The 19,776-nt window shown below is 42.8% G+C and carries 20 protein-coding genes and 1 tRNA gene; 16 read left to right on the forward strand and 5 right to left on the reverse strand.

The genetic code is table 11. The features are described from left to right. The first annotated feature begins 207 nt into the window (after positions 1–207). The 7 genes from V7K27_RS12555 (at position 208) to V7K27_RS12585 (ending at position 6,136) form a co-directional block, all read left to right on the forward strand. A complete protein-coding gene (locus V7K27_RS12555) occupies positions 208–471 on the forward strand; it encodes a hypothetical protein (protein ID WP_334947574.1) in 264 nt (87 codons plus the stop codon). A gap of 290 nt (positions 472–761) precedes the next feature. Further along, positions 762–887, forward strand: coding sequence for a hypothetical protein (locus tag V7K27_RS12560; protein ID WP_334947576.1), 126 nt, complete (start codon positions 762–764; stop codon positions 885–887). A 439-nt stretch (positions 888–1,326) separates the two neighbouring features. Beyond that, positions 1,327–1,599: a GlsB/YeaQ/YmgE family stress response membrane protein gene (locus V7K27_RS12565; RefSeq protein ID WP_334829023.1), complete on the forward strand. Its 273-nt coding sequence runs from the start codon at positions 1,327–1,329 to the stop codon at positions 1,597–1,599. Between the two features lie 459 nt (positions 1,600–2,058). Next, complete coding sequence (locus V7K27_RS12570) at positions 2,059–2,184, forward strand: hypothetical protein (protein ID WP_334947578.1); 126 nt, start codon at positions 2,059–2,061, stop codon at positions 2,182–2,184. Positions 2,185–2,270: 86 nt separating this feature from the next. Then, complete coding sequence (locus tag V7K27_RS12575; protein WP_334947580.1) at positions 2,271–4,001, forward strand: PAS domain-containing sensor histidine kinase; 1,731 nt, start codon at positions 2,271–2,273, stop codon at positions 3,999–4,001. 316 nt (positions 4,002–4,317) lie between these two features. Continuing rightward, complete coding sequence (locus tag V7K27_RS12580) at positions 4,318–5,148, forward strand: metallophosphoesterase (RefSeq protein WP_334947582.1); 831 nt, start codon at positions 4,318–4,320, stop codon at positions 5,146–5,148. A 160-nt stretch (positions 5,149–5,308) separates the two neighbouring features. Next, on the forward strand, positions 5,309–6,136 hold the full coding sequence (locus V7K27_RS12585) for a metallophosphoesterase (protein WP_334947584.1): 828 nt from the start codon (positions 5,309–5,311) through the stop codon (positions 6,134–6,136). Positions 6,137–6,683: 547 nt separating this feature from the next. On the opposite strand, the gene V7K27_RS12590 is transcribed toward V7K27_RS12585, so the two are convergent. From V7K27_RS12590 to V7K27_RS12605, 4 genes are all read right to left on the reverse strand, one after another. Next, positions 6,684–6,947: a hypothetical protein gene (locus tag V7K27_RS12590; protein ID WP_334947586.1), complete on the reverse strand. Its 264-nt coding sequence runs from the start codon at positions 6,945–6,947 to the stop codon at positions 6,684–6,686. Between the two features lie 45 nt (positions 6,948–6,992). Beyond that, entirely contained in the window at positions 6,993–7,685 is a 693-nt protein-coding gene (locus tag V7K27_RS12595; protein WP_334947588.1) for a hypothetical protein, read from the reverse strand. Between the two features lie 294 nt (positions 7,686–7,979). Continuing rightward, complete coding sequence (locus tag V7K27_RS12600) at positions 7,980–9,416, reverse strand: DnaJ domain-containing protein (RefSeq protein ID WP_334947590.1); 1,437 nt, start codon at positions 9,414–9,416, stop codon at positions 7,980–7,982. A 399-nt stretch (positions 9,417–9,815) separates the two neighbouring features. After that, a tRNA-Val gene (locus V7K27_RS12605) sits at positions 9,816–9,888 on the reverse strand. A 178-nt stretch (positions 9,889–10,066) separates the two neighbouring features. Here V7K27_RS12605 and V7K27_RS12610 point away from each other — a divergent pair. From V7K27_RS12610 to V7K27_RS12630, 5 genes are all read left to right on the forward strand, one after another. After that, positions 10,067–10,708: a metal-binding protein gene (locus V7K27_RS12610; protein WP_334947592.1), complete on the forward strand. Its 642-nt coding sequence runs from the start codon at positions 10,067–10,069 to the stop codon at positions 10,706–10,708. Then, complete coding sequence (gene mazG / locus V7K27_RS12615; RefSeq protein ID WP_334947594.1) at positions 10,698–11,522, forward strand: nucleoside triphosphate pyrophosphohydrolase; 825 nt, start codon at positions 10,698–10,700, stop codon at positions 11,520–11,522. The genes V7K27_RS12610 and mazG overlap by 11 nt, the downstream gene beginning before the upstream one ends. A 615-nt stretch (positions 11,523–12,137) precedes the next feature. Further along, positions 12,138–13,106 (forward strand): DnaJ C-terminal domain-containing protein, encoded by a 969-nt coding sequence (locus tag V7K27_RS12620; RefSeq protein WP_334947611.1) that lies wholly within the window; start codon positions 12,138–12,140, stop codon positions 13,104–13,106. Beyond that, the gene (locus V7K27_RS12625; protein ID WP_334947595.1) at positions 13,103–13,405 is read left to right on the forward strand and encodes a chaperone modulator CbpM; all 303 of its coding nucleotides are present in this window, start codon (positions 13,103–13,105) and stop codon (positions 13,403–13,405) included. Before V7K27_RS12620 ends, V7K27_RS12625 begins: the two co-directional genes overlap by 4 nt. A gap of 1,016 nt (positions 13,406–14,421) precedes the next feature. Further along, positions 14,422–14,694 carry a hypothetical protein gene (locus V7K27_RS12630; RefSeq protein ID WP_334947597.1) on the forward strand — a complete coding sequence of 91 codons (273 nt, stop codon included), beginning with the start codon at positions 14,422–14,424 and terminating at the stop codon, positions 14,692–14,694. A gap of 26 nt (positions 14,695–14,720) precedes the next feature. Here V7K27_RS12630 and V7K27_RS12635 read toward each other — a convergent pair whose 3' ends face one another. Next, positions 14,721–15,998 carry an aliphatic sulfonate ABC transporter substrate-binding protein gene (locus tag V7K27_RS12635; protein WP_334947599.1) on the reverse strand — a complete coding sequence of 426 codons (1,278 nt, stop codon included), beginning with the start codon at positions 15,996–15,998 and terminating at the stop codon, positions 14,721–14,723. Between the two features lie 224 nt (positions 15,999–16,222). On the opposite strand from V7K27_RS12635, the gene V7K27_RS12640 reads away from it, so the two are divergent. The 4 genes from V7K27_RS12640 (at position 16,223) to V7K27_RS12655 (ending at position 19,485) form a co-directional block, all read left to right on the forward strand. After that, positions 16,223–16,891 carry a cadmium resistance transporter gene (locus tag V7K27_RS12640; RefSeq protein ID WP_334947601.1) on the forward strand — a complete coding sequence of 223 codons (669 nt, stop codon included), beginning with the start codon at positions 16,223–16,225 and terminating at the stop codon, positions 16,889–16,891. 416 nt (positions 16,892–17,307) lie between these two features. After that, on the forward strand, positions 17,308–17,490 hold the full coding sequence (locus V7K27_RS12645) for a CsbD family protein (protein WP_334947603.1): 183 nt from the start codon (positions 17,308–17,310) through the stop codon (positions 17,488–17,490). Positions 17,491–17,859: 369 nt separating this feature from the next. After that, on the forward strand, positions 17,860–18,270 hold the full coding sequence (locus tag V7K27_RS12650) for a hypothetical protein (RefSeq protein WP_334947605.1): 411 nt from the start codon (positions 17,860–17,862) through the stop codon (positions 18,268–18,270). 81 nt (positions 18,271–18,351) lie between these two features. Continuing rightward, on the forward strand, positions 18,352–19,485 hold the full coding sequence (locus V7K27_RS12655) for a ferrochelatase (protein WP_334947607.1): 1,134 nt from the start codon (positions 18,352–18,354) through the stop codon (positions 19,483–19,485). Positions 19,486–19,776: the final 291 nt, after the last annotated feature.

A 19,776-nucleotide genomic window follows, 5' to 3' on the forward strand; every position in this document is an offset into this window, starting at 1 on the left:
TGACTGGAGATTGGGGACTGGGGACTAGAGAATAGTTTTCCTAATACCTAATTTTCAATACTAATACCCAGTACTAATGCCCATCCCCTTAAAACTTGCTTCTTGCATCAAGCTATGAGATATTGTATATAAACCCCATAAAATCTATCGATTTACAGTAGTTTAAGATTAAATACCTCAGTGCTTAGGTATAAAGGAGTAATTAAAATGACAATTGCGCGACAAAACACAGCAGCATCCTTAGCAATTAGCATTCAAGATTCTGAAAGCGTAAATATAGACAGCCTGTGGAAGCTTGTGCGACTAGGTGCAGGATTTTGGTGGCATACTAAGGCATATGGAACGATTCTGGGCGTCATGCTGCTCACCTTAGTGAGTCTGATTTTCTTAAGTATGCATTGGTCTTACCGCAGACTGTTCCCATTTATCAGCCATCGAGTCATTAGCAGTGATGACGGGATAAGCAATTAAATAATTCCTAATTCGTAATTCGTAATTACAGCTATTTTCAGGTAAATAGACCACGCGGGTAGGGGCACAGCACTGCTCATTGGTGTCAACTTAAGCCAAAACCCTTTTCAAACCTCGTTTCCAGCCAGAGGCTGGAAATGCTGCTCATTATCTCGTTCCCAGTCTCCGACTGGGAATGCCCCTCATTGAGGCTCCGCCTCTCTTACTGGCGGCAGAGCCACCAGGATCTGCATTTCCAGCCAGAGGCTGGAAACGAGATTTTAAATCAGTTTCACCTTAAGTTGACACCAATGAGCACTGCTGTGCCCCTACGACGGATGTGGTTCAAATACATGAAAACTGCTGTAAGTTTTGTAACGGGGATTGAGCGCAAAGTCGAGCCAGTGCGTTGGGCGCCCGTCATGCATATTGCCTGATTTTGCTTCCTTTACATTACTTTAGAGACAGTCTTTGAAAACTCAGCTTAATTCTTCAAGTAGAGGAGAGAGCTAGTTAAAAGGCATATACTGCAATTACCAAGCAATAGTTTGTTTGATAAGCCCCTAGTTAAAGACCTACTAGGAGCTTTTTTTTAACTAAGTTTAGGGGTTTAAGTCCCCTGCTTTAAAAGCCAGCCCGTTTTGGGTCGGGGTCTAAATAAGAGTCACAAAACTTACTTGCGACTTGCGACTTGCGACTTGCGACTTGTTTTAATTGATTATCTACCTCAATTGGTTTATATATTAAAAAACTTAGTATCGATTAAACTATTCCTTATGGATATAATTAATTAATTCTGATGATAGATGGAATCAAAAGATTAAGATTGCTAATATATTTTGAGTGAAGTGAAAAACGTTTACCGAATTAAGAACAATGAATATTCTTGCTTGGATTGTATTAGGTCTAATTGCTGGTGCGATCGCAAAAGCTATCTACCCTGGTCATCAAGGTGGCGGGATTCTAGGAACAATCGTGCTAGGAATCATCGGTGCTTTTGTTGGCGGTAGTTTAGGTGTATTCTTTAGTACGGGAACCTTAGCTCTAGCATCTCCTACTTTCAGCATTCCAGGAATTGGGGTAGCAGTTCTCGGTGCAATTGTCGCAGTCTTCTTGTGGAATTTGTTAACCAACCGTAGTGCTGTATAGAAATAAAGTTGCGGTGAATGAATCAGAAAGATTTAGCAAATTCATCTAACTATTTTTAACTGGGAATTAAATAAAAAAAATAGCATCAGTCTAATAACAGGCTGGCGCTATTTTTTTTATTATAGCGGTTCTCGTTTACGTGAGGTACACCCGTAGGGGCACGGCACTGCCCATTGGTGTCAACTTAACGTGAAAGCCAGTCTAGAAGCAGCTTTTAGAGATGATCTCATTTCCAGTCTCTGACTGGGAATGCCTAATGGGGAGGCTGCCGCCTCTTGAGTTGCAACAGAACCGCAATGAGCAGCATTTCTAGCCTCTGGCTAGAAACGAGGTTTTAAAAGGGTTTTGGCTTAAGTTGATACGCATGGGCACTGCCGTGCCCCTACACCTCGCAATATAATGTTGTACCGCATCTGAGTGGGAACCGCTATATTGATAAATCAAATAATATGATGTTGGATGTTATCAGCAGCTTTAGGGGTACTAGCAGTAGTGGGTATCCAATGGTTAGTAGCAGCTTATCGGCGAGGGGCACTAGTGGCTGATTGTCGCCTCGCAAGAGCAACCCTTATAAATCAGCAATAAATCTGGGAATAATAAATATCACTAAGGCTGAGACACGCATAGCTAGACGTTTAAGTTCTTGCTTGATTTTAGATCCAACTGAGCGTATGAATGATTGCAAATCTCTCAATGACTCCTCTGACAAAGAATATACACAGCAGCAAAACTTCTCGCTGGCTTTTCTGCTGCGGATGATCAACGGTATATCTGACCCAATTTTTGTCAAAAACTACCAACATCAGTGGATACTACTTAACGATGCCTTCTGTAATTTCATCGGGCATAGGCGAGAAGAATTAATTGGTAAATCTGACTATGATCTCTTTCCCCAAGCGGAAGCTGATGTGTTTTGGAAAAAAGATCAACTGGTTTTAACTACAGGCATAACTGATGAAAATGAGGAATTTTTTACAGATTCCTATGGCTTAACACACTTTATCCTGACCAAAAAATGTTTGTTTGAGGATGAGCTAGGTAATCATTTCTTAGTTGGGACTATTCGTGATTTCACACAGCAAAAGCAGGTAGAAGCTGCCCTGCGTCGTAGTAATGCTGTGCTACAAGCTCAACAAGAAGCTTCAATCGACGGCATTCTGATTATTGATGAAAATCGTCAAATTGCATCATACAATCAACATTTCTCCCATTTATGGCAAATTCCTGCGGCAATAATCCAGAGTGGTTCAGACTGGCAACTGCTAGAATGTGTGCTAGACCTACTAGAAAATCCAGCAGAATTTCTCGCTCAAGTCGAATATCTGTACCAGCATCCAGAGAAAAACAGCCATGATGAAATTGTGCTGAAGGATGGACGGACGTTAGATCGTTATTCTGCGGCAGTGCGATCGCCGGCTGGAGATTGTTATGGCAGAATTTGGTATTTCCGAGATATCACAGAACGCAAACAAGCAGAAGCAGACCTCCGACAGCAAGCACAAGAACTAGAAATAGCATTATACAAACTACAAAACACCCAAACTCAGTTAATTCAAAGCGAAAAAATGTCCAGTTTGGGTCAACTAGTTGCAGGTGTGGCACACGAAATCAACAACCCACTTAGCTTTATTTACGGCAACCTGAACCCGGCTGATGAATACACCCAAAATTTATTTTCACTGTTAGATATCTACCAAAGACATTATCCCCAATCAGTCAAGGCAATTGATGAGTTTGCAGATTTAATTGAACTAGATTTCTTAAGGTCAGACTTACCCAAATTATTCCAATCGATGATCATGGGAACAGAGCGGATTCGAGAGATTGTGCTTTCTCTGCGGAGTTTCTCACGCTTAGATGAAGCGGTAATGAAAGCGGTTGATATTCATCAGGGAATTGACAGTACGATGATGATCATCCAAAGCCGCCTCCAAGCTACTGACCAGCGCCCGAAAATTGAGTTGATCAAAGAATACGACAACCTTCCCTTGATTGAATGTTATGCTGGGCAGTTAAACCAAGTATTTATGAATATTTTAGTGAATGCCATCGATGCTTTAGAAGATTCATTGGTTAGAGGTCGCTGGGCAACAAAAAAACAACTAAAAACGGATAATCCCCGAATTTATATTCGCACCCAATTACTAGCGCCAAATCAAGTCAAAATTTGCATTGCCGACAACGGACTGGGAATACCAGAAGATGTTTTAAAGCAAATATTTAATCCCTTTTTTACGACCAAGCCCGTTGGACGAGGTACGGGGATGGGGCTGGCTATTAGTCACCAAATTATCACAGAAAGACATGGCGGTTCTTTAGAATGCATTTCGCAATCAGGAGTTGGTGCTGAGTTTATCATTTGCATTCCCCTCATTCAACAACGTCAAATTTCTAACTCCTGACACGGAAAAATTATGCTGACAGTCACATGGCAGTTGAGTTGTTGCGGCTCTTAAGCTGCACTTTTACCTTGCGCTCCAAATAATTAAAAGATAAGCTAGAGTATTGCAATCATTGCTTAAGCCTACAAAGGGCAACTTCCAATAATCCACTTTGATGTCAGTCAATAGCAAAGCTGCATTGAACTTAGGCAAGTATAAATACGCTAAAATTTACAAGTTTCATGAAATTTTCAAGAAGTTGCACTGGTCGCTACACACAAACCGACAATGTTTAGTTAAGCTGTAAGCGCTATGATTGAGCTTTATTGAACGTCTTATGCATTGGTTATTATCTGGGCCGTTGAGTACAGAGAAATTGACGGTTAACATTGCAGGCTTGCCTGCATCGTTACAAGGTAAGAAACTGGTGCAGTTGTCAGATTTTCACTACGATGGTTTGCGGCTGTCGGAAGATATGCTAGAAAAAGCGATCGCAGTTACTAACGAAGCTGAACCAGATTTAATTCTATTAACTGGTGACTACGTAACTGACGAGCCGACACCGATTCACCAACTGGTACTTCGACTCAAACATCTGCAAAGTCGCAGTGGTATATATGCTGTTCTTGGGAATCACGATATACATTACAGACACGCAAAAGCAGAAGTTACAGATGCCCTTACTAGCATTGGTATTCACGTCCTCTGGAATGAAATTGCCTATCCACTAGGAAAAGAATTGCCACTCGTTGGACTGGCGGATAGTTGGTCACGGGAATTCCACCCCGCACCAGTCATGAACCAGCTAAACCCCGACACACCCTGCATCGTTTTATCCCACAACCCAGATACTGCGGAAATATTACAATCCTGGCGAGTCGATTTACAATTATCGGGTCATACTCACGGTGGTCAAATCGTGATTCCCGGAATTGGCCCTGCGGCGTTGTTTTACGAAAAGTTTGTAAAAAAAATACCCAGAAAACTGCGGCGTCTAGTCCCCTTTTTAGAAGTAAATGTTTCTGTAGTCAGCCATTGGGAATGGGCACAGGGTTTCCATCGGCTAGGAAAAAATCAGCTATATGTCAATCGTGGTTTGGGAACTTACCTCCCAGGACGTTTATTTTGCCGCCCAGAAGTTACTATAATCACGCTACAAGGTGAATGAGAAGGCAGCAGGAAAACCCCATAACTAAATTCAGCAATTTCAAATAAATCAATTAGTTAATTATATCTGGAGTATATGACATAAATTATTGCAGTTTCTCAAGTTGTATTTTGATTTTTGGTAAGCTGTAAACGCTGGTATGAGGAGTATCGGTTGCCTTATGCATTGGTTGTTTACGGGACATTTAAGAGTAGATAAAATAACGGTTAAGATTGCAGAACTTCCTGCATCTTTACAAGGTACAACGCTCGTGCAGTTGTCAGATTTTCACTACGATGGTTTGCGGCTATCAGAAGATATGTTAGAAAAAGCGATCGCACTTACTAACGAAGCTGAACCAGATTTAATTCTATTAACTGGTGACTACGTAACTGACGATCCGACGCCAATTCACCAATTGGTACTTCGACTCAAACATCTGCAAAGTCGCTATGGTATCTACGCCGTACTTGGTAATCACGATATCTATTACAGCCATTCAAAAGCCGAAGTTACCCAGGCGTTAACTAGCATTGGGGTGCATGTGCTTTGGAATGAAATCGCCTATCCATTAGGAAAAGAATTACCACTGGTAGGACTAGCTGATTATTGGTCACGGGAATTCCAGCCCGCACCAGTCATGAATCAACTAGACTCCGTTACACCCCGCATCGTTTTATCCCATAACCCAGATACAGCCAAGATATTGCAACAATGGCGCGTAGATTTGCAACTATCTGGTCATACTCACGGTGGTCACATCGTAATTCCGGGCATTGGCCCTGTAGTATTTTATTATAAAAAGCTACTCAGACAAATTCCCAAAAAATTACGGCGTTGGGTAATATTTTTCCTGGGCGACTGTTCTAAAGTAGTGCGATATTGGGAGTGGGCGCAAGGGTTTCACAAGGTGGAAAAAAATCAACTATATGTCAATCGGGGTTTAGGAACTTATAAACCAGGACGCCTATTTTGTCCGCCAGAAGTGACTGTAATTACCTTAATTTAGTCATTAACAATTCTGAATTTTTTAATTAACTCAACGCAGAAACCGCCTGAAGCTGCGATGGATAAATCTCAGCAGCTTGGGGCGGTTTCTTGAAGATTGGAGAATTCAGAAGTAAATAACTCAACTAACTAAGGTGGACAGCATTCGCAATCGCTACACTCAGAATTGCACATCCTTATATTTCAATTAAACAGGCATTTTCTGTCTGTGCGTTCTCAAACCTCCAAAACAACTCATTGAACTTAAGGTAAAAATACATTCAATGGATGCCACAACTTCAGAGCGATGTCTACGACGGGCTATGCCTACGCAAGAACATTAGAGCAGGAGGCACAGGCTCTAACTTGAAAGTTTTTGTTTAACTTTTAACCTGTTTGTACCTTGCTCTTAATCTAGCCTATGTTTGTTCAGATACACCATATATTTACTAAACTTAAATACCATTAATCTATCGCAATAATTCAGAAATATTGCTTAAAAAATTGTTCCACTTGATAATCTTGGAGTTAATGCCAGCATATCAAGTGGGCTGAAAATTCAGAAGCCGTTATTGAGCAGAACCGCCCGTAGTAGCATCACCTACGGTAGAAGAACTGCTATTAGATGTACTGTTTGACCGAATTTTAGATTTTAAATTTTGGAAAATGGAATTGAAGATTCTTGCATCCGTCTTGGAAAGTTTGCTCAAGTCAAGCCACTCCGTTGCGGGGGTGGAGGAGTTTGTAGGAAGTGGCGCGGCAGAGCCGCCCACGCAACTTTGGGCAAAATCTAAAATTACTTGACTTGCCCCTGACTTGATTGCTCTTTTCAATCTAAAATCTAAAATCTAAAATCCAAAATTGTCTGACTGGTCTACTTATTGAGGTGGAGTGGTTTTAGAGGTGTCACTTTTCGTATCTGGAGCGACACTATTAGTAGAAGTATCGTCCTTGTTCTGCGGAGTCGGAGTAATACTAGTTGGACTCGTCGCCGGAGTTTGTGTCGCTTTCGGGGTTGGCTGGGTTACAGGTGCTTTTTCTGCCGCAGGCTGCTGGGGTGGAATAGTAATGTTAATATTCGGTTGGCGAGGTGCAGATGGAGGTGTAACCTGCTGTTGTGGAACAGGAACAGGAACAGCAACAGGTATTTCCCTGGTTCTTTCGATGATTGTCGTTTGTGGTTGAGGAGATGCACTAGAGGTTGGATTACTCTTACTCGGTACAGGAACCACGACTGGCACAATATTGTTAACCGGTGCGTTATTCTGCTGGCTAAAGTACCAGACCCCACCTATAACCAAAGCAAGCACGGAAGTAATAATAATACCCAACACCAAACCACCATTAGCATTGTTATTATCACGCTCGGCTAAATCAGCTTGCTGATTGGTATGCTCAGTATTTCGACCTTGTACGTAACCTTTTTGGTAAGAGTTGGGATCAGGTGTGTTGGTTTTAGATGTTTCAGTGCTTTGTGTCAGGTGGGTGTGAGTATTACCATTACTATCAGTGTAAGTATCTTTCTTAACTTCACTGTTTTCGCTTTCGCCTTTATTGGTAGGAATAGACATAGCTGTTGATTTAACTCCTTGATAAGATATTGACAAACTAAAGCTTTGTAAAAACAAGAGGTTTTAATGAGTCGAAAAATGTATGTTGCCGATAAGTCTTGAGTTTTATTTGCTACTGAATTGTTGGGAGTTATCAGTATAACCTCTGTGATCAGCAAGTGGCTCTATCTCTAGGGAGTTAATACTTAATCTAAAGAAACAGTATCCCAAAGATGGATGTTCTTAAACTGTTATCTGATTTTTTTAGACAAAATCTCGCAATTTACTGAAATCATCTAAATTTTTAATTTCACTTTAGATATTGCAGCGCCAAAGCTTGATTGTCATGTCTCGACTACCACTAACCAAAGTTTTGCCATCAGGACTGAAAGCGACAGAGTGAACCCAATCTGAATGGTTATCCAAAGTGTAAAGATTTTGTCCCGTGTTAACATCCCATAGTGTCACAGTATGATCTGCACTACCACTAGCAATATGCTGACCATCAGGGCTAAAAGCGATCGCACAAACATAATTATGATGTCCGGCAAGAGTGTTAATTAGCTTACCTGTATTAATGTTCCATAACTTGATAGTCTGGTCATAACTGCCACTAGCTAAAATTTGTCCATCAGGGCTAATGGCGACACAAGTCACCCAACCTGAATGTCCGTTGATAGTTTGCAGCAATTTTCTACTCTTCAAATTCCACAGCTTAATGGTATTGTCTGCACTACCACTGATTAAAATCTGCTGCTTTGGGCAAATGGCAAGGGAGAAAACCAAGTAAGAATGATTTTTGAGGACGTGCAGCAATTGTCCCATCTCTATATGGGAAATCTTAATAGTAGTGTCTCTACTGCCACTCAGAATAGTCTGACCATCTGGACTAATGATTACAGAAAAAACTGGGGTTGAATGTACTTTGAGGGTGTTAAGTAATTTAGCTGTAGATACTTGCCAAATCTTGATGCTGCTGTCATCACTGCCACTAACCAGAGTTTGACTATCTGGGCTAAAGGCTAGACATCTTACCCATTTTGTATGTCCAGTGAAAGTATATAGTAATTTACCTGTGTGGAGATGCCAAATCTTGATAGTATTATCACTACTTGCACTAGCCAGAGTTTGCCCATCTGGACTGATTACAGTTGTAAAAACCCAGTTCAGATGAGTCAGGGTGTGTACACATTTCCACGGTGAAGGTTGAGACTGTGATTTAGGTTGTGGTGGTGGCGTTGCTGGCTTTGGCGGTGGTGATGTAGTTTTGGGTGCTGCTTTTTTCTGTTTCAGTTCCAGTTGTATAGAATTTTTAAAATCTGACTCGGCTCTATTTTCATATCCTAGTTTCGAGCAAGCAAGCCCTCTATACTTATAGGCTTCAAAGTAGTTGGGGTTGAGACGAATCGCTTTGCTAAAGTCTTCAATTGCTTCAGTATATTTTCCTCTTTGAGCTTTCTCCATACCCAGTTTGTAGAAACTTTCAGCATTGGATGGAGTAAAATCAATTTTGGTCGAAGTGGAAGCAGATTGATTTATCTCACTTGGTTGATAAGATTTTAATCTTGCATAAGCTTGATTAATTTCTTTGATTTTTTCTTCTGCTTCTAGCTTTTGCTGCGGTTCTAGAAAACAATCTGGATGCCAAGTTTTAGCCATCTGGCGATAAGCTTGTTTGACCTCATCAACAGATGCACCTGGTTTTAACCCTAGGATATTGTAAATATGATTTATATCAAAGCGATCGCTCATACTAGGAATACTAAAAAATCAGCAGCAAATCTTACTACACTTAGTATTCCCCAAATATAAGTATTATCTAACTCAAGGTAAGTTGTTCCACATTCAACTTGCCGCCATTAGGGCGGGCAAGATGCCCACCCCACAAGAGTTATGTTTAATTCGGTTATGCTTTCTTAGATGTTTTTCAGCTTATGATGTCGCCGTCGGAAGCAACACGCATTAAAGTTTTACAGGCGGGTTGAAAGGAGCGCCTGCCTAACAATGAATATTTTATTTAGTAATAAATATGCTTTTGAGCGACATCAATTTGCTAATAGCATCAAGAGTCGCTCAAAAGGGTTATTTGCATACAAACGACAGCATTAGGCCAAATCCGACACTAAATCTGCGAATGTACAATTTACTTAATGGGCAGTACCAGACTCGAACTGATGACGTCCTGCTTGTAAGGCAGGCGCTCTACCAACTGAGCTAACCGCCCAATCCTTAACTAATATAGCATAAACATTTCGGATTGCGCTAGTAGTTTTGGGAAAATCTTTTTTTCTCTTATACTGACTCAGTAAGAACTCTGAGGGGCGGTTTCTGCCAATCAGAAGTTCGGTGATTCAGTTACTCAGCACGGGCTAAACGCCCCGCTATCGCTAGCAGGATTTAGGATGCCCTCTGGTCGGACGCACGATCGCATTACTATGTATGCTCTGCCGTTGGTGGCGGGCGTTACTTTCTGGCAGACTCGCAGTAGCAATGCGACTTTGTTGGTTGCAGGCGGGTTTCTCTTTGGCGGGCTGATGTTTGGCCCCGATTTGGATATTTACTCTGTGCAATTTCAACGCTGGGGTTTCTTGCGCTGGATTTGGCTACCTTATCAAAAAAGTCTCCGCCATCGTTCTTTTTTATCCCACGGGCCGATTATTGGCACGATCCTCCGGGTACTTTATCTCGGCTGTTTACTCGCTATCTTGACAATTTTCGTTTTGACGATCGCCGAAAAGCTGGGGAATCTGAGTTTTACTTGGCAGGATTTAGGGGGAACTGTGGGGCGATCGCTCGTGGATTACGATACTGAATATATCGCTCTGTTTGTGGGGTTGGAACTCGGTGCAATGAGTCATTCTCTGTGCGATTGGGGCGGTTCGGCATACAAGCGCGTGCAAAAACAGGGGGTTCGAGGGTTGTTTCCTAGTGGCAAAATTAAGAAGCGGAAAGTTACAAGTCGCGGTAGTCGTCGAACTACAGTTAGCAGAAAGAGCAACGGGAAAACGACAAAGGACAAAGGACAAATGACAAATGACAAATGACAAAGTTGAGACTTTGGTGGCGTTGCAGGAATTGATTGAGGTGGTGGCGAAGTTGCGATCGCCTGATGGTGGTTGTCCTTGGGATTTGGCTCAAACTGCCCAAACGCTGATACCTTATGTGATAGAGGAAGCTTATGAGGTGGTGGATGCAATTAAGGGTGGGGATAAAGGTGCGATCGCAGAAGAGTTAGGCGATTTATTATTACAGGTGGTACTGCAAGCCCAAATCGCTAGCGAATCTGGGGAATTTTCCCTCAAAGAAATAACTCAGGGGATTTCTCAAAAGTTGATTCGCCGTCATCCCCATGTGTTTGGTGATGTGTCGGTAGCCAGTGTGGATGAGGTGCGGCAAAATTGGGAACAAATCAAAGCTGCGGAAAAAGGCGAAGCATCTCCAGACGCGCAAAAACTCAGTGCTAAACTCGGTCGTTATGGGCGCACCCTTCCCCCACTGACGGCGGCGATGAAGATTTCTCAAAAGGCTGCGGCGGTTGGGTTTGAATGGGAAAATATTCAGGGTGTCTGGGATAAGTTTTATGAGGAGTTGGGGGAGTTTCAACAGGCTTTAGCTGAGGAAACACCAAAACGACAACAAGCAGAATTAGGCGATTTACTGTTTGCGGTGATTCAGTTAGCCCGTTGGCATGATCTTGACCCTAGCGCTGCTTTGCAAGGCACAAATCAGCGATTTGTCCAGCGATTAGAAAAAATGGAAGCAGCTGTTGATCGTCCCCTTTCTGATTACAGTTTAGATGAGTTGGAAACTCTCTGGCAACAGGCAAAAGCCCAACTTGCCAAAGAAGCAATGATTTGAAGAAGAATTCAGAAGTCAGAATTCAGGAGTCAGAATCAATTCATTTGGGGATTCAGACCCCAAATGAATTGAAGACCACCAAAAATTCTAGTTTTGTGGGGGTGCAAAAACGCCGGTTATTCATCCACTTTTTCGGTGAGAATACCCAACTGAATTCTGACGACTGGCGCCTTTATTCTGTTTCGATAAGTTGCATAAAAAAAGAAGGCAGTTACTAAAGGATACTAATTACTAGTTTCGACAAAATATAGCATTCCGTTGACGTTGGTTAGTACGTTCACTCAACCCTTCTTTTCGACCGCCCAGTTTACAGGTTTGACAGGGAAATTAGTAGAATTTAGATGATGTCCTAGATGGATGCGATCGCATTCTCAATGACGAGTTTTCTGATACACCAGTGCGATCGCTCTACATGGGTTCAAAATTCCAAATTGTTCGCGTAGCGTCTTGTAGAGAAGAGAGTTACATCAGAGGGTTTAAACCCCAACTGAATTTTAATTGACTCAGCACTCCTAACTCCAGTAGAGACGCGATTAATCGCGTCTCTACTCCTAACTCCTAACTCCTAACTCCTAAACACCCACCCCCGAATAACCCCCAATCGAGAGGTCAATGATGGCAACTGCAACGGACTTTAAGGACTATTACACCATATTGGGAGTGAGCAAAACCGCAACCCCTGAAGAAATCAAACGGGCTTACCGCAAGCTGGCCCGCAAATACCATCCCGATCTTAATCCTGGAGATAAAAGTGCAGAGGCAAAGTTCAAAGACCTGAACGAAGCTAATGAGGTACTCTCTGATCCAGAGAATCGGCAGAAGTACGATCGCTTTGGTCAGCACTGGAATCAAGTCGGTCAGGGCGGTTCTCCGCCACCTGCAAGGGGTTCTACTGTCTCGACCGAAGATTTTGATCAGTATGGTGACTTTGATTCGTTTATCAACGATCTGCTGGGTGGGATGAGAGGTCAATCGAGACGTCAAACCCAGAGGACGGCGACCGGTGGCTTTGATGGTTTTGGTGACGGATTTCGTTCTCAAGCCCCCGCACCGGATACCGAAGCCGCGATCGCACTCACATTTTCCGAAGCGTTTCACGGTGTCCAGAAGCGGCTGCAACTCGACGAGGAAACGATCAACGTCCGTATTCCCGCAGGCGCAAAACCAGGCAGTCGAATTCGGCTCAAAGGTAAAGGTCGTCCTAGTCCATTCTCTCCACAACGCGGCGATTTGTATCTTACCATCGAGGTGTTGCCCCATACCTTCTTTCGATTTGAGGGCGATGACCTGGTTTGTGACATTCCAATTCGCCCCGATGAAGCGGTTTTAGGCGCACAAATTAGCGTGCCGACCCCCGATGGTAGCGTGACGGTGAAAGTTCCCAAAGGGGTGCGATCGGGGCAATCGCTAAGATTGCGCGGCAAAGGTTGGACATTGCCAAAAGGGGGACGAGGTGACTTATTTGCCAAACTTCAGATTGTCACGCCGAAAGACCTGAGTGCGATCGAGCAAGAATACTACGAAAAAATCCAAGCAAATACCAGCTTTAACCCGCGTGCTGATTTAGAGGAGATTAAGTTATGACTTCCAGCCTTTCAAAAACTGTGGTTTCACTCGAAGGTGAGCAACTCTACACCTTTGAATATGCCGCCTTGATAACTGAGACTTCAATTACGCTTGTAAAATTTTATGCTGAGTTAGGCGTAATCGAACCGATTGGCGACCTGCTGCATTCCCGCGAGATTGCTCGAATTGCTCAGATTCAGCGTTTGCGTCAAGATTTGCGGCTGAACTTAGTCGGAGCCGCAATGGTGTTAGATATGGCTCACGAAATTGCCCAATTACGGGCACAGTTACAAGTGTATCAGTCTCATCAATCCTAAAGCCTGGAATTTTAATCACTCCTGAGAGGATGTTTGAAAAGTCCTATTATCGGTATCAAATAGTTTTAGCTCCCCCTAAATCCCCCGATAAATTGGGGGACTTTGATTCCGGTTCCCCCCTTTTTAAGGCAGGGCTGATTCATTCCATTTCAAACAGGATTTGTCAAGATGGTTAGCGAGAAAATTGTAAGTGAGGGTGACGAGAAGATGAACTTTTAAGCACTTAAACAACAGTAAAATTGTTCATTTTCTTGGCACGCTGGTAACAAAATAATCAATTTTAAATCGTTAGAACCATTGATATTTAGCGCTCTTTAGGGAATGAATCGGCCCTGCTTTTTAAGGGGGGTTAGGGGGGATCTAGAAGTGCCTAAAGTCACAGCGAAACACTTTTCAAACAACCTCTGAGATAGACCAATTATTCCCTGGATAGCCAGAAGCAATACCGCTTGCAGATCCTTAAAACAATTCGCAATTACGTTTTGTGTCGGGGTAAAATCCCCGTCACAAAACGCGCTGCCTGTCTTGCTGGGGAATTAAACCCCAAACTTTGTTAAATTGGGATTAACTATCTCATATATATCTTGCACCAATTACTCAGTTAATATTAAAGGGGAGAGGAATTTATTCCCAAATCATCTAATAGAGTGTAAGCTGAAAAATCTCAGAGAGAACTATGAATGTACAGCTTGTTAATTCTCTAGTCGAAGTAGTAAGTTGATGTGCAGCTAAATTGTATAACACGAAAACCCAAAAATATTGTAGTGCGGGCATCTTGCCCGCGTCCAATATACAAATTAAATACGCAACAGCTTATTAAACCTCTCACCTGAAGACCAAAAACTCTTTCAAGAAAAGCTCTCTAATAGGCAAATAGAGGCAGCCACTCACAAAAATACAACCTCAACCGAAAAAGCCGAGCAATTTCGTCAATGGGTCGCTGAATTTCCTAAAAGTAATACTAATCTATCTGACGGAGATATCCGCCGAGAAAATATTTATGATGATCAAGGCAGATGACAAACTATTTGCTAGATACGAATATTATTCTCAGGTTTACTGATATTGACTCCGCAGAGTATGACCTGATAAACAATGCTATTTTTGGTGTAATGCGATTGGCGATCGCTCAAACATCTGCAAGAAGTTTGCTACGTCCATTTTTACTCAATCATTTCTGCAATTGTCCAGATAATAACCCAAGTTGCTATAGCAGTCCTAAATCATTTGTAAAAATTATCGAACAGCAATATTGGCGCCAGTCGTCAGAATTCAGTTGGGTATTCTGAACGAAAAAGCGGATGAATAATCGGGTTTAATAAGTCCAGTTTTGCTTGGTCTGCAAGCTATAAGTTCCATCTTTCATATTCACCCGCTCAGGAATCAGATTTAAATCTCTAAATATATTTGCCTGGTTCTGTAAGGCATTGAGCGATTGGTCGTCAATGGGGATAATGGCGCGTTCGCCACTATGTTTTTGTAAAGTTTCGACGATGGATGGATCGATTTCATGATGTTCTGTCAATCGTTGAACAGCTTCTAATTCCTGTCTCTTAGCCCAAGTTCCAGCTTCGTTTACCTCTTCTAAAATCACCTTGAGCAAGTCGGGATAGTCGCGTACCAACTCTGGAATCGCGTAGTAATAGGTTGGAACTTCTACGGAGGCTTTGTCACCAAATATGCTCTCTAAGTCTGCAATCGATCGCCCTGGGTAAGCGCTTCGAGCTTGAGTTGCTGTGTAGGGAACCCAAATCACCCAAGCATCGACCTCACCCCGGCGGAATACGGGTAGCGCCTCCGGTTGTGTTAGATAAACTGGCTGAATGTCGCTAAAATCGAGTCCGACTTTTGCCAGCGATCGCACAAGTATATAATGTGCGCTTGAGCCTTTGTCAAAAGCAATCTTCTTACCCTTCAGGTCGGCAAGTGTCTGAATCGGCGAATTTTCCGGTACCAGAATCGCTTGACCCTTGGGAGAGGTATATTTTTCTTTAGCTACTCGCACAAATACATGATCCGCCGCTTGAGAGAAGATGCTGGCCGTGCCGCCGCCGCCGCAAAAGTCAATCGTCCCGTTGCTAAGTGCTTCAATCAGAGAAGATGCTGATAAAAAACTTGTCCAGATGACACTCAGCCCATAAGGTCGCAAACGGTTTTCTAGCAAGCCTTGAGTACGGAGAACTTCTAAATTTGTCATCCCCTCTGGATATCCCATTTTGAGTTGCTTGAGCCGCCGCGCTTGCTCACCTAAAGGCGTGTTGCTAGATTGACCAGAACGGCTAGAAAACCAGCGATCCAAAACTATACAGAAAATTATGCCTCCCACAAATAGTCCCACAGTTTCCAATAACTGCATTATTGAGTTTTTGGGTAGTTTGAACTGATTCATTAGAGAGGATATCTGATTGCTAGATTCAGAAGCGGCAATAACATGACCGTCAAAAACTAGAGTCAAAACCAAAATTGAGACAAGTCCGATGCAAAATAGAACTGCAAATCTGTAGGTAGCCGATCTATGAGTGGCTGATCGGAGCAACCGTAAGATGTTTTGACCTGTGCGTTTAGGCAGAAGGTCAATCAAACGGCTAATCATAATGACTCCTTTGATAAATAATAGGTAATAGACATTGCCGGATGAATTGGAGATAGGAAATAAAGTCAAAGCACCGCTTAATATGTATAAACTACCAGATTTGCTCTGAGTTATACCGAATATGCGATACTCACATTATCATATCGATATTGTGGGAATTCTCTACAACGGTTGAGCGATCGCTAGTTTTGGTCATCAGATTAGGTGTTGAGTGAGGGATAGTGATGGATTGGTTAATTGCAACAATTAAAATCGGGCTAGCTGCGGCTGTGGCAACAACCTTTGACGACAATATTTATCTGACTGCCTTCTTCAGTGAGGTTAATCGTACTTTTCGTCCTCAACATGTTGTGGTTGGTGAGCTTTTAGGGTTCACGGCATTAGTGATAGTAAGTTTGCTTGGTTTTTTACTGGGGCTAGCAATTCCTGAGACTTGGATTGGTCTACTAGGGATTCTGCCGATACTCATTGGCATTAATAATTTGCTCAACCTTAATAAGGATGACTCAGCCGAAGATAAGTCAGCCAATCTAAAAAGAAACTCTAAAATTCGAGGATTTGATTCTAGAAAGCGATCGCTCTGGGACGTAATCCGCGATCCGCAGACCTATCGCGTGTCTGCGGTTACAATTTCTAACGGCGGTAACAATCTTGGGATCTATATTCCCCTGTTTGCCACTAGCTCAATCCAAAATCTATCTGTAATCATACCTGTTTGCTATTTAATTGTTTTCTGTTGGCTATTTATGTCCTATAGTCTGACACATCTACCTGGTATTGCTTTGGTACTCAGCCGTTATGCTCGCAAGATTTTCCCCTTCGTGCTGATGTGGCTGGGTTACAGAATTCTGATGGACAGCGAATCCTATCGTCTTTTTCTACCGAAAACTTGACAGACAACTTTTCGGTTAGGGGGGAGGGGGTTTGAATTCACCGAAAGCGGCGGGAAACTCCATCCCCGGACTTCGTCCCGCTACGCTAACGTGGGTGGTCGAGGTTGCTCCCCCCAACCCTTGGGGCATAGGCCAAACAGGGCAAACAGGTAACTTCTTCCCCATGACGCCAGTCGCCTCAAGTCGGGAAACCCGCCCACAGCGCTGGCTCCCCTATGCCCCATTCCCTATCCCCAAAAACTCCATCCCAACAGTGGGTGGAGTTTTTTATTTGTGTATTTTCAGTTACGTTTTGTATTGTATTCAATCAATTCATTCAGAAAATAAAACAATCGCCGTTCACAGTAATAGCAGAAGCCAAAGTTGTTAATTCGACTCTGGTAAGCAGTTCTCAAATTCAGTCAGGAGCGGGCATCATGAGTTTACAAGATAAAGCCAAGGCAATCGCCAAAAATATCGAAGGCAAAGTTCAAGAAACAGTAGGCGATCTGACTGGCGATCGCAAAGCTCAGGCAGAGGGTAAGGAAAAACAGGCAGAGTCAAAGATTCGTCACACTACCGAAAATGTGAAAGATGGAGTCAAAAAAATTATTGACTAGTAGTTCATTTGTGTGAATGGCGATCGCTATTCACACAAATGATTAAAGAAGTCGGAAGTCGGAAGTCGGAAGTCGGAAGTCGGAAGTCGGAAGCAATGCCTTGAGCTACGCCGAAGGCGTAGCGTCTCGAACGCGAGTGCGTCTCCCCTTGGGAGAAGAGAAGGGTAAAGTTTTGTAATGCGGATGAATAATCGGCGTTTTTGCACCCCCACCAAAAATTCTAGTTTTGTGGTCTTCAATCAGTAGAGGATTTAGACCCCAAATGAATTGATTCTGACTCCTGAATTCTGAATTCTGAATTCTGAATTCAGAATAGCTGAATTCTTCTTCAATTACGCCGTGTTGTACTAGTGAATAAAGGAGATATCGATGGCAACAAAAGTAGGGCTGTGGATTGACCATAGAAAGGCTATTGTCGTAGCTGTTACGGAGAAAGGGGAAGAGATAAGCGAGATCATATCCGAGGTAGAAAAACAGCCTCGGCGTTCTGGTGATTCACCCCTGAAGGGTACTTATGAATCGCATCAGATACCTGCGGATGATAGCCGCCAGAGAAATTTTACGGGACAACTCAACATTTACTATGATGCAGTTATTGCGTCTATTCGTGATGCCAAGTCTATTCTGATATTTGGGCCGGGTGAGGCAAAAGATGAACTCAAAGAACGGCTTGAAGGAAATAACCTCGGTGCAGGTATCGTCGGTATTGAAACAGTTGACAAGATGACGGATCATCAGATTGCAGCGAAGATTCGACAGCACTTTGCCCAGTCGCTTTAGACAGCAAAAAAATTTACCGCAAATCAGTGTAGCTTCATCTATGGCGCACTTCTCAAAAGCAATCTACTGAGGCTTAAAGCAATGATTAGTCATCAATCTCAAGAGACGCAGACCGTCGCGCCACATAACGGTAATTTGGCAGAACCGACGTTGCACGATCGCGTTGCAGTTTTGCTTGCAGGGTATGGTGAAGTGCAATCTTACCGCGCTCTGAGTGTTTATAATCAAGCTGCAACGAAGTACATTGCATCTCAGTTTGTACCGATTCCAGAATGGCTATACCCTCTTGCTGGTTGGTTTCTCGCACTTCAAGATTTGTACAATTTTGGGGTAAAGCACGATCATTTCATGTCGCCCGAAAATGGGATTTTTGAAAAACAACGTCTTGGTATCGAAGAACAGTTACAACACCAATGGGGAAATCGTGTACAAGTGTTTAAAGGCTTTTATTTCTGTAAGCCTTTTGTGCAAGAAGTTGTAGCAGATATCATTGAGCAAGGTTTTCAGAATTTGCTAATTTATCCAATGCTTGTGGTCGATTCTGCATTCACGGGCAAAATAGCTGTAGAACAAGTCAATGAAGTTATTGCAGCAACTGCATCTGTAAATGAGCCTCAACATTCGACCTTCAAAGCAATTCGATATATTCCAGCCTTTGCAACTGAACCTGCCTACATTGATTTGATGGTGCGACGGATTAAGGAAACTCTGAATCAGCTATTTGTTGGTCGCTTCTTTGAGTCTCAGATTGGGATTGTATTAACGGTTCACGGTGGCCCAGAAAAAGCGCAAGGACTGTTAACCGGGGTGATTGATGGACAAGCCCTTTACGATCGCGTCCAAGGGCAGTTACAACATCAATATCCGCTAGTCTCAATCGGTTGGGTGAATCATGACACACCTTTGATCAATTGGTCACAGCCCAATTTGAAACAAGCCGCCAAAAGCTTGATTACAGCAGGTGCCCAAACCATTATATTTAAACCCCTCGGATGGGTGACAGATAATTATGAAACCATTCTCGATGTAGAAGATGCGATTCAATCTTTGCAGCGTCAATATCCAACGGTGACTTACACACGCCTCGATTGTGTCAATGACGATCCTGATTTTCTGAAAATAGCAGCAGAATGGGCAAATCCTCACATTGAAGCAATGCTGTCAGTGTCGCAATATCACGAGCATCTTCAAACTAGAAGACTTGATTTTGACTGAACTTGTGCCGGGTGATCTTTGCCGAGGTAGCAGGGTTTGGACGCGATTGCTCGGGTAGAAAAGAGCCGAGCAATTGATTACACCGATCAACTAACGGGATTTAATTTACTAACGCCTCGGCGCAGCAATCCCAAGCTCCGCTCCTGAGTTCTGAATTCTTCTTATAAAAAAATTATTTCTTGTTCTTAAGCCCTTGAATATCGTTTTGAAGTACCCAAATATCGTTTTGAAGTACCCAAATATCGTTTTGAAGTACCCAAATATCGTTTTGAAGTACCCAAATATCGTTTT

Source organism: Nostoc sp. (assembly GCF_036919575.1).
In the GTDB taxonomy this organism is placed as follows: domain Bacteria; phylum Cyanobacteriota; class Cyanobacteriia; order Cyanobacteriales; family Nostocaceae; genus Nostoc.

Coding starts and splice junctions, on each gene's coding strand:
- V7K27_RS12555 (WP_334947574.1), top strand. CDS start 208: ATGACAATTGCGCGACAAAACACAGCAGCATCCTTAGCAATTAGCATT.
- V7K27_RS12560 (WP_334947576.1), top strand. CDS start 762: ATGAGCACTGCTGTGCCCCTACGACGGATGTGGTTCAAATACATGAAA.
- V7K27_RS12565 (WP_334829023.1), top strand. CDS start 1,327: ATGAATATTCTTGCTTGGATTGTATTAGGTCTAATTGCTGGTGCGATC.
- V7K27_RS12570 (WP_334947578.1), top strand. CDS start 2,059: ATGTTATCAGCAGCTTTAGGGGTACTAGCAGTAGTGGGTATCCAATGG.
- V7K27_RS12575 (WP_334947580.1), top strand. CDS start 2,271: ATGAATGATTGCAAATCTCTCAATGACTCCTCTGACAAAGAATATACA.
- V7K27_RS12580 (WP_334947582.1), top strand. CDS start 4,318: ATGCATTGGTTATTATCTGGGCCGTTGAGTACAGAGAAATTGACGGTT.
- V7K27_RS12585 (WP_334947584.1), top strand. CDS start 5,309: ATGCATTGGTTGTTTACGGGACATTTAAGAGTAGATAAAATAACGGTT.
- V7K27_RS12595 (WP_334947588.1), bottom strand. CDS start 7,685: ATGTCTATTCCTACCAATAAAGGCGAAAGCGAAAACAGTGAAGTTAAG.
- V7K27_RS12600 (WP_334947590.1), bottom strand. CDS start 9,416: ATGAGCGATCGCTTTGATATAAATCATATTTACAATATCCTAGGGTTA.
- V7K27_RS12610 (WP_334947592.1), top strand. CDS start 10,067: ATGCCCTCTGGTCGGACGCACGATCGCATTACTATGTATGCTCTGCCG.
- mazG (WP_334947594.1), top strand. CDS start 10,698: ATGACAAATGACAAAGTTGAGACTTTGGTGGCGTTGCAGGAATTGATT.
- V7K27_RS12620 (WP_334947611.1), top strand. CDS start 12,138: ATGGCAACTGCAACGGACTTTAAGGACTATTACACCATATTGGGAGTG.
- V7K27_RS12625 (WP_334947595.1), top strand. CDS start 13,103: ATGACTTCCAGCCTTTCAAAAACTGTGGTTTCACTCGAAGGTGAGCAA.
- V7K27_RS12630 (WP_334947597.1), top strand. CDS start 14,422: ATGACAAACTATTTGCTAGATACGAATATTATTCTCAGGTTTACTGAT.
- V7K27_RS12635 (WP_334947599.1), bottom strand. CDS start 15,998: ATGATTAGCCGTTTGATTGACCTTCTGCCTAAACGCACAGGTCAAAAC.
- V7K27_RS12640 (WP_334947601.1), top strand. CDS start 16,223: ATGGATTGGTTAATTGCAACAATTAAAATCGGGCTAGCTGCGGCTGTG.
- V7K27_RS12645 (WP_334947603.1), top strand. CDS start 17,308: ATGAGTTTACAAGATAAAGCCAAGGCAATCGCCAAAAATATCGAAGGC.
- V7K27_RS12650 (WP_334947605.1), top strand. CDS start 17,860: ATGGCAACAAAAGTAGGGCTGTGGATTGACCATAGAAAGGCTATTGTC.
- V7K27_RS12655 (WP_334947607.1), top strand. CDS start 18,352: ATGATTAGTCATCAATCTCAAGAGACGCAGACCGTCGCGCCACATAAC.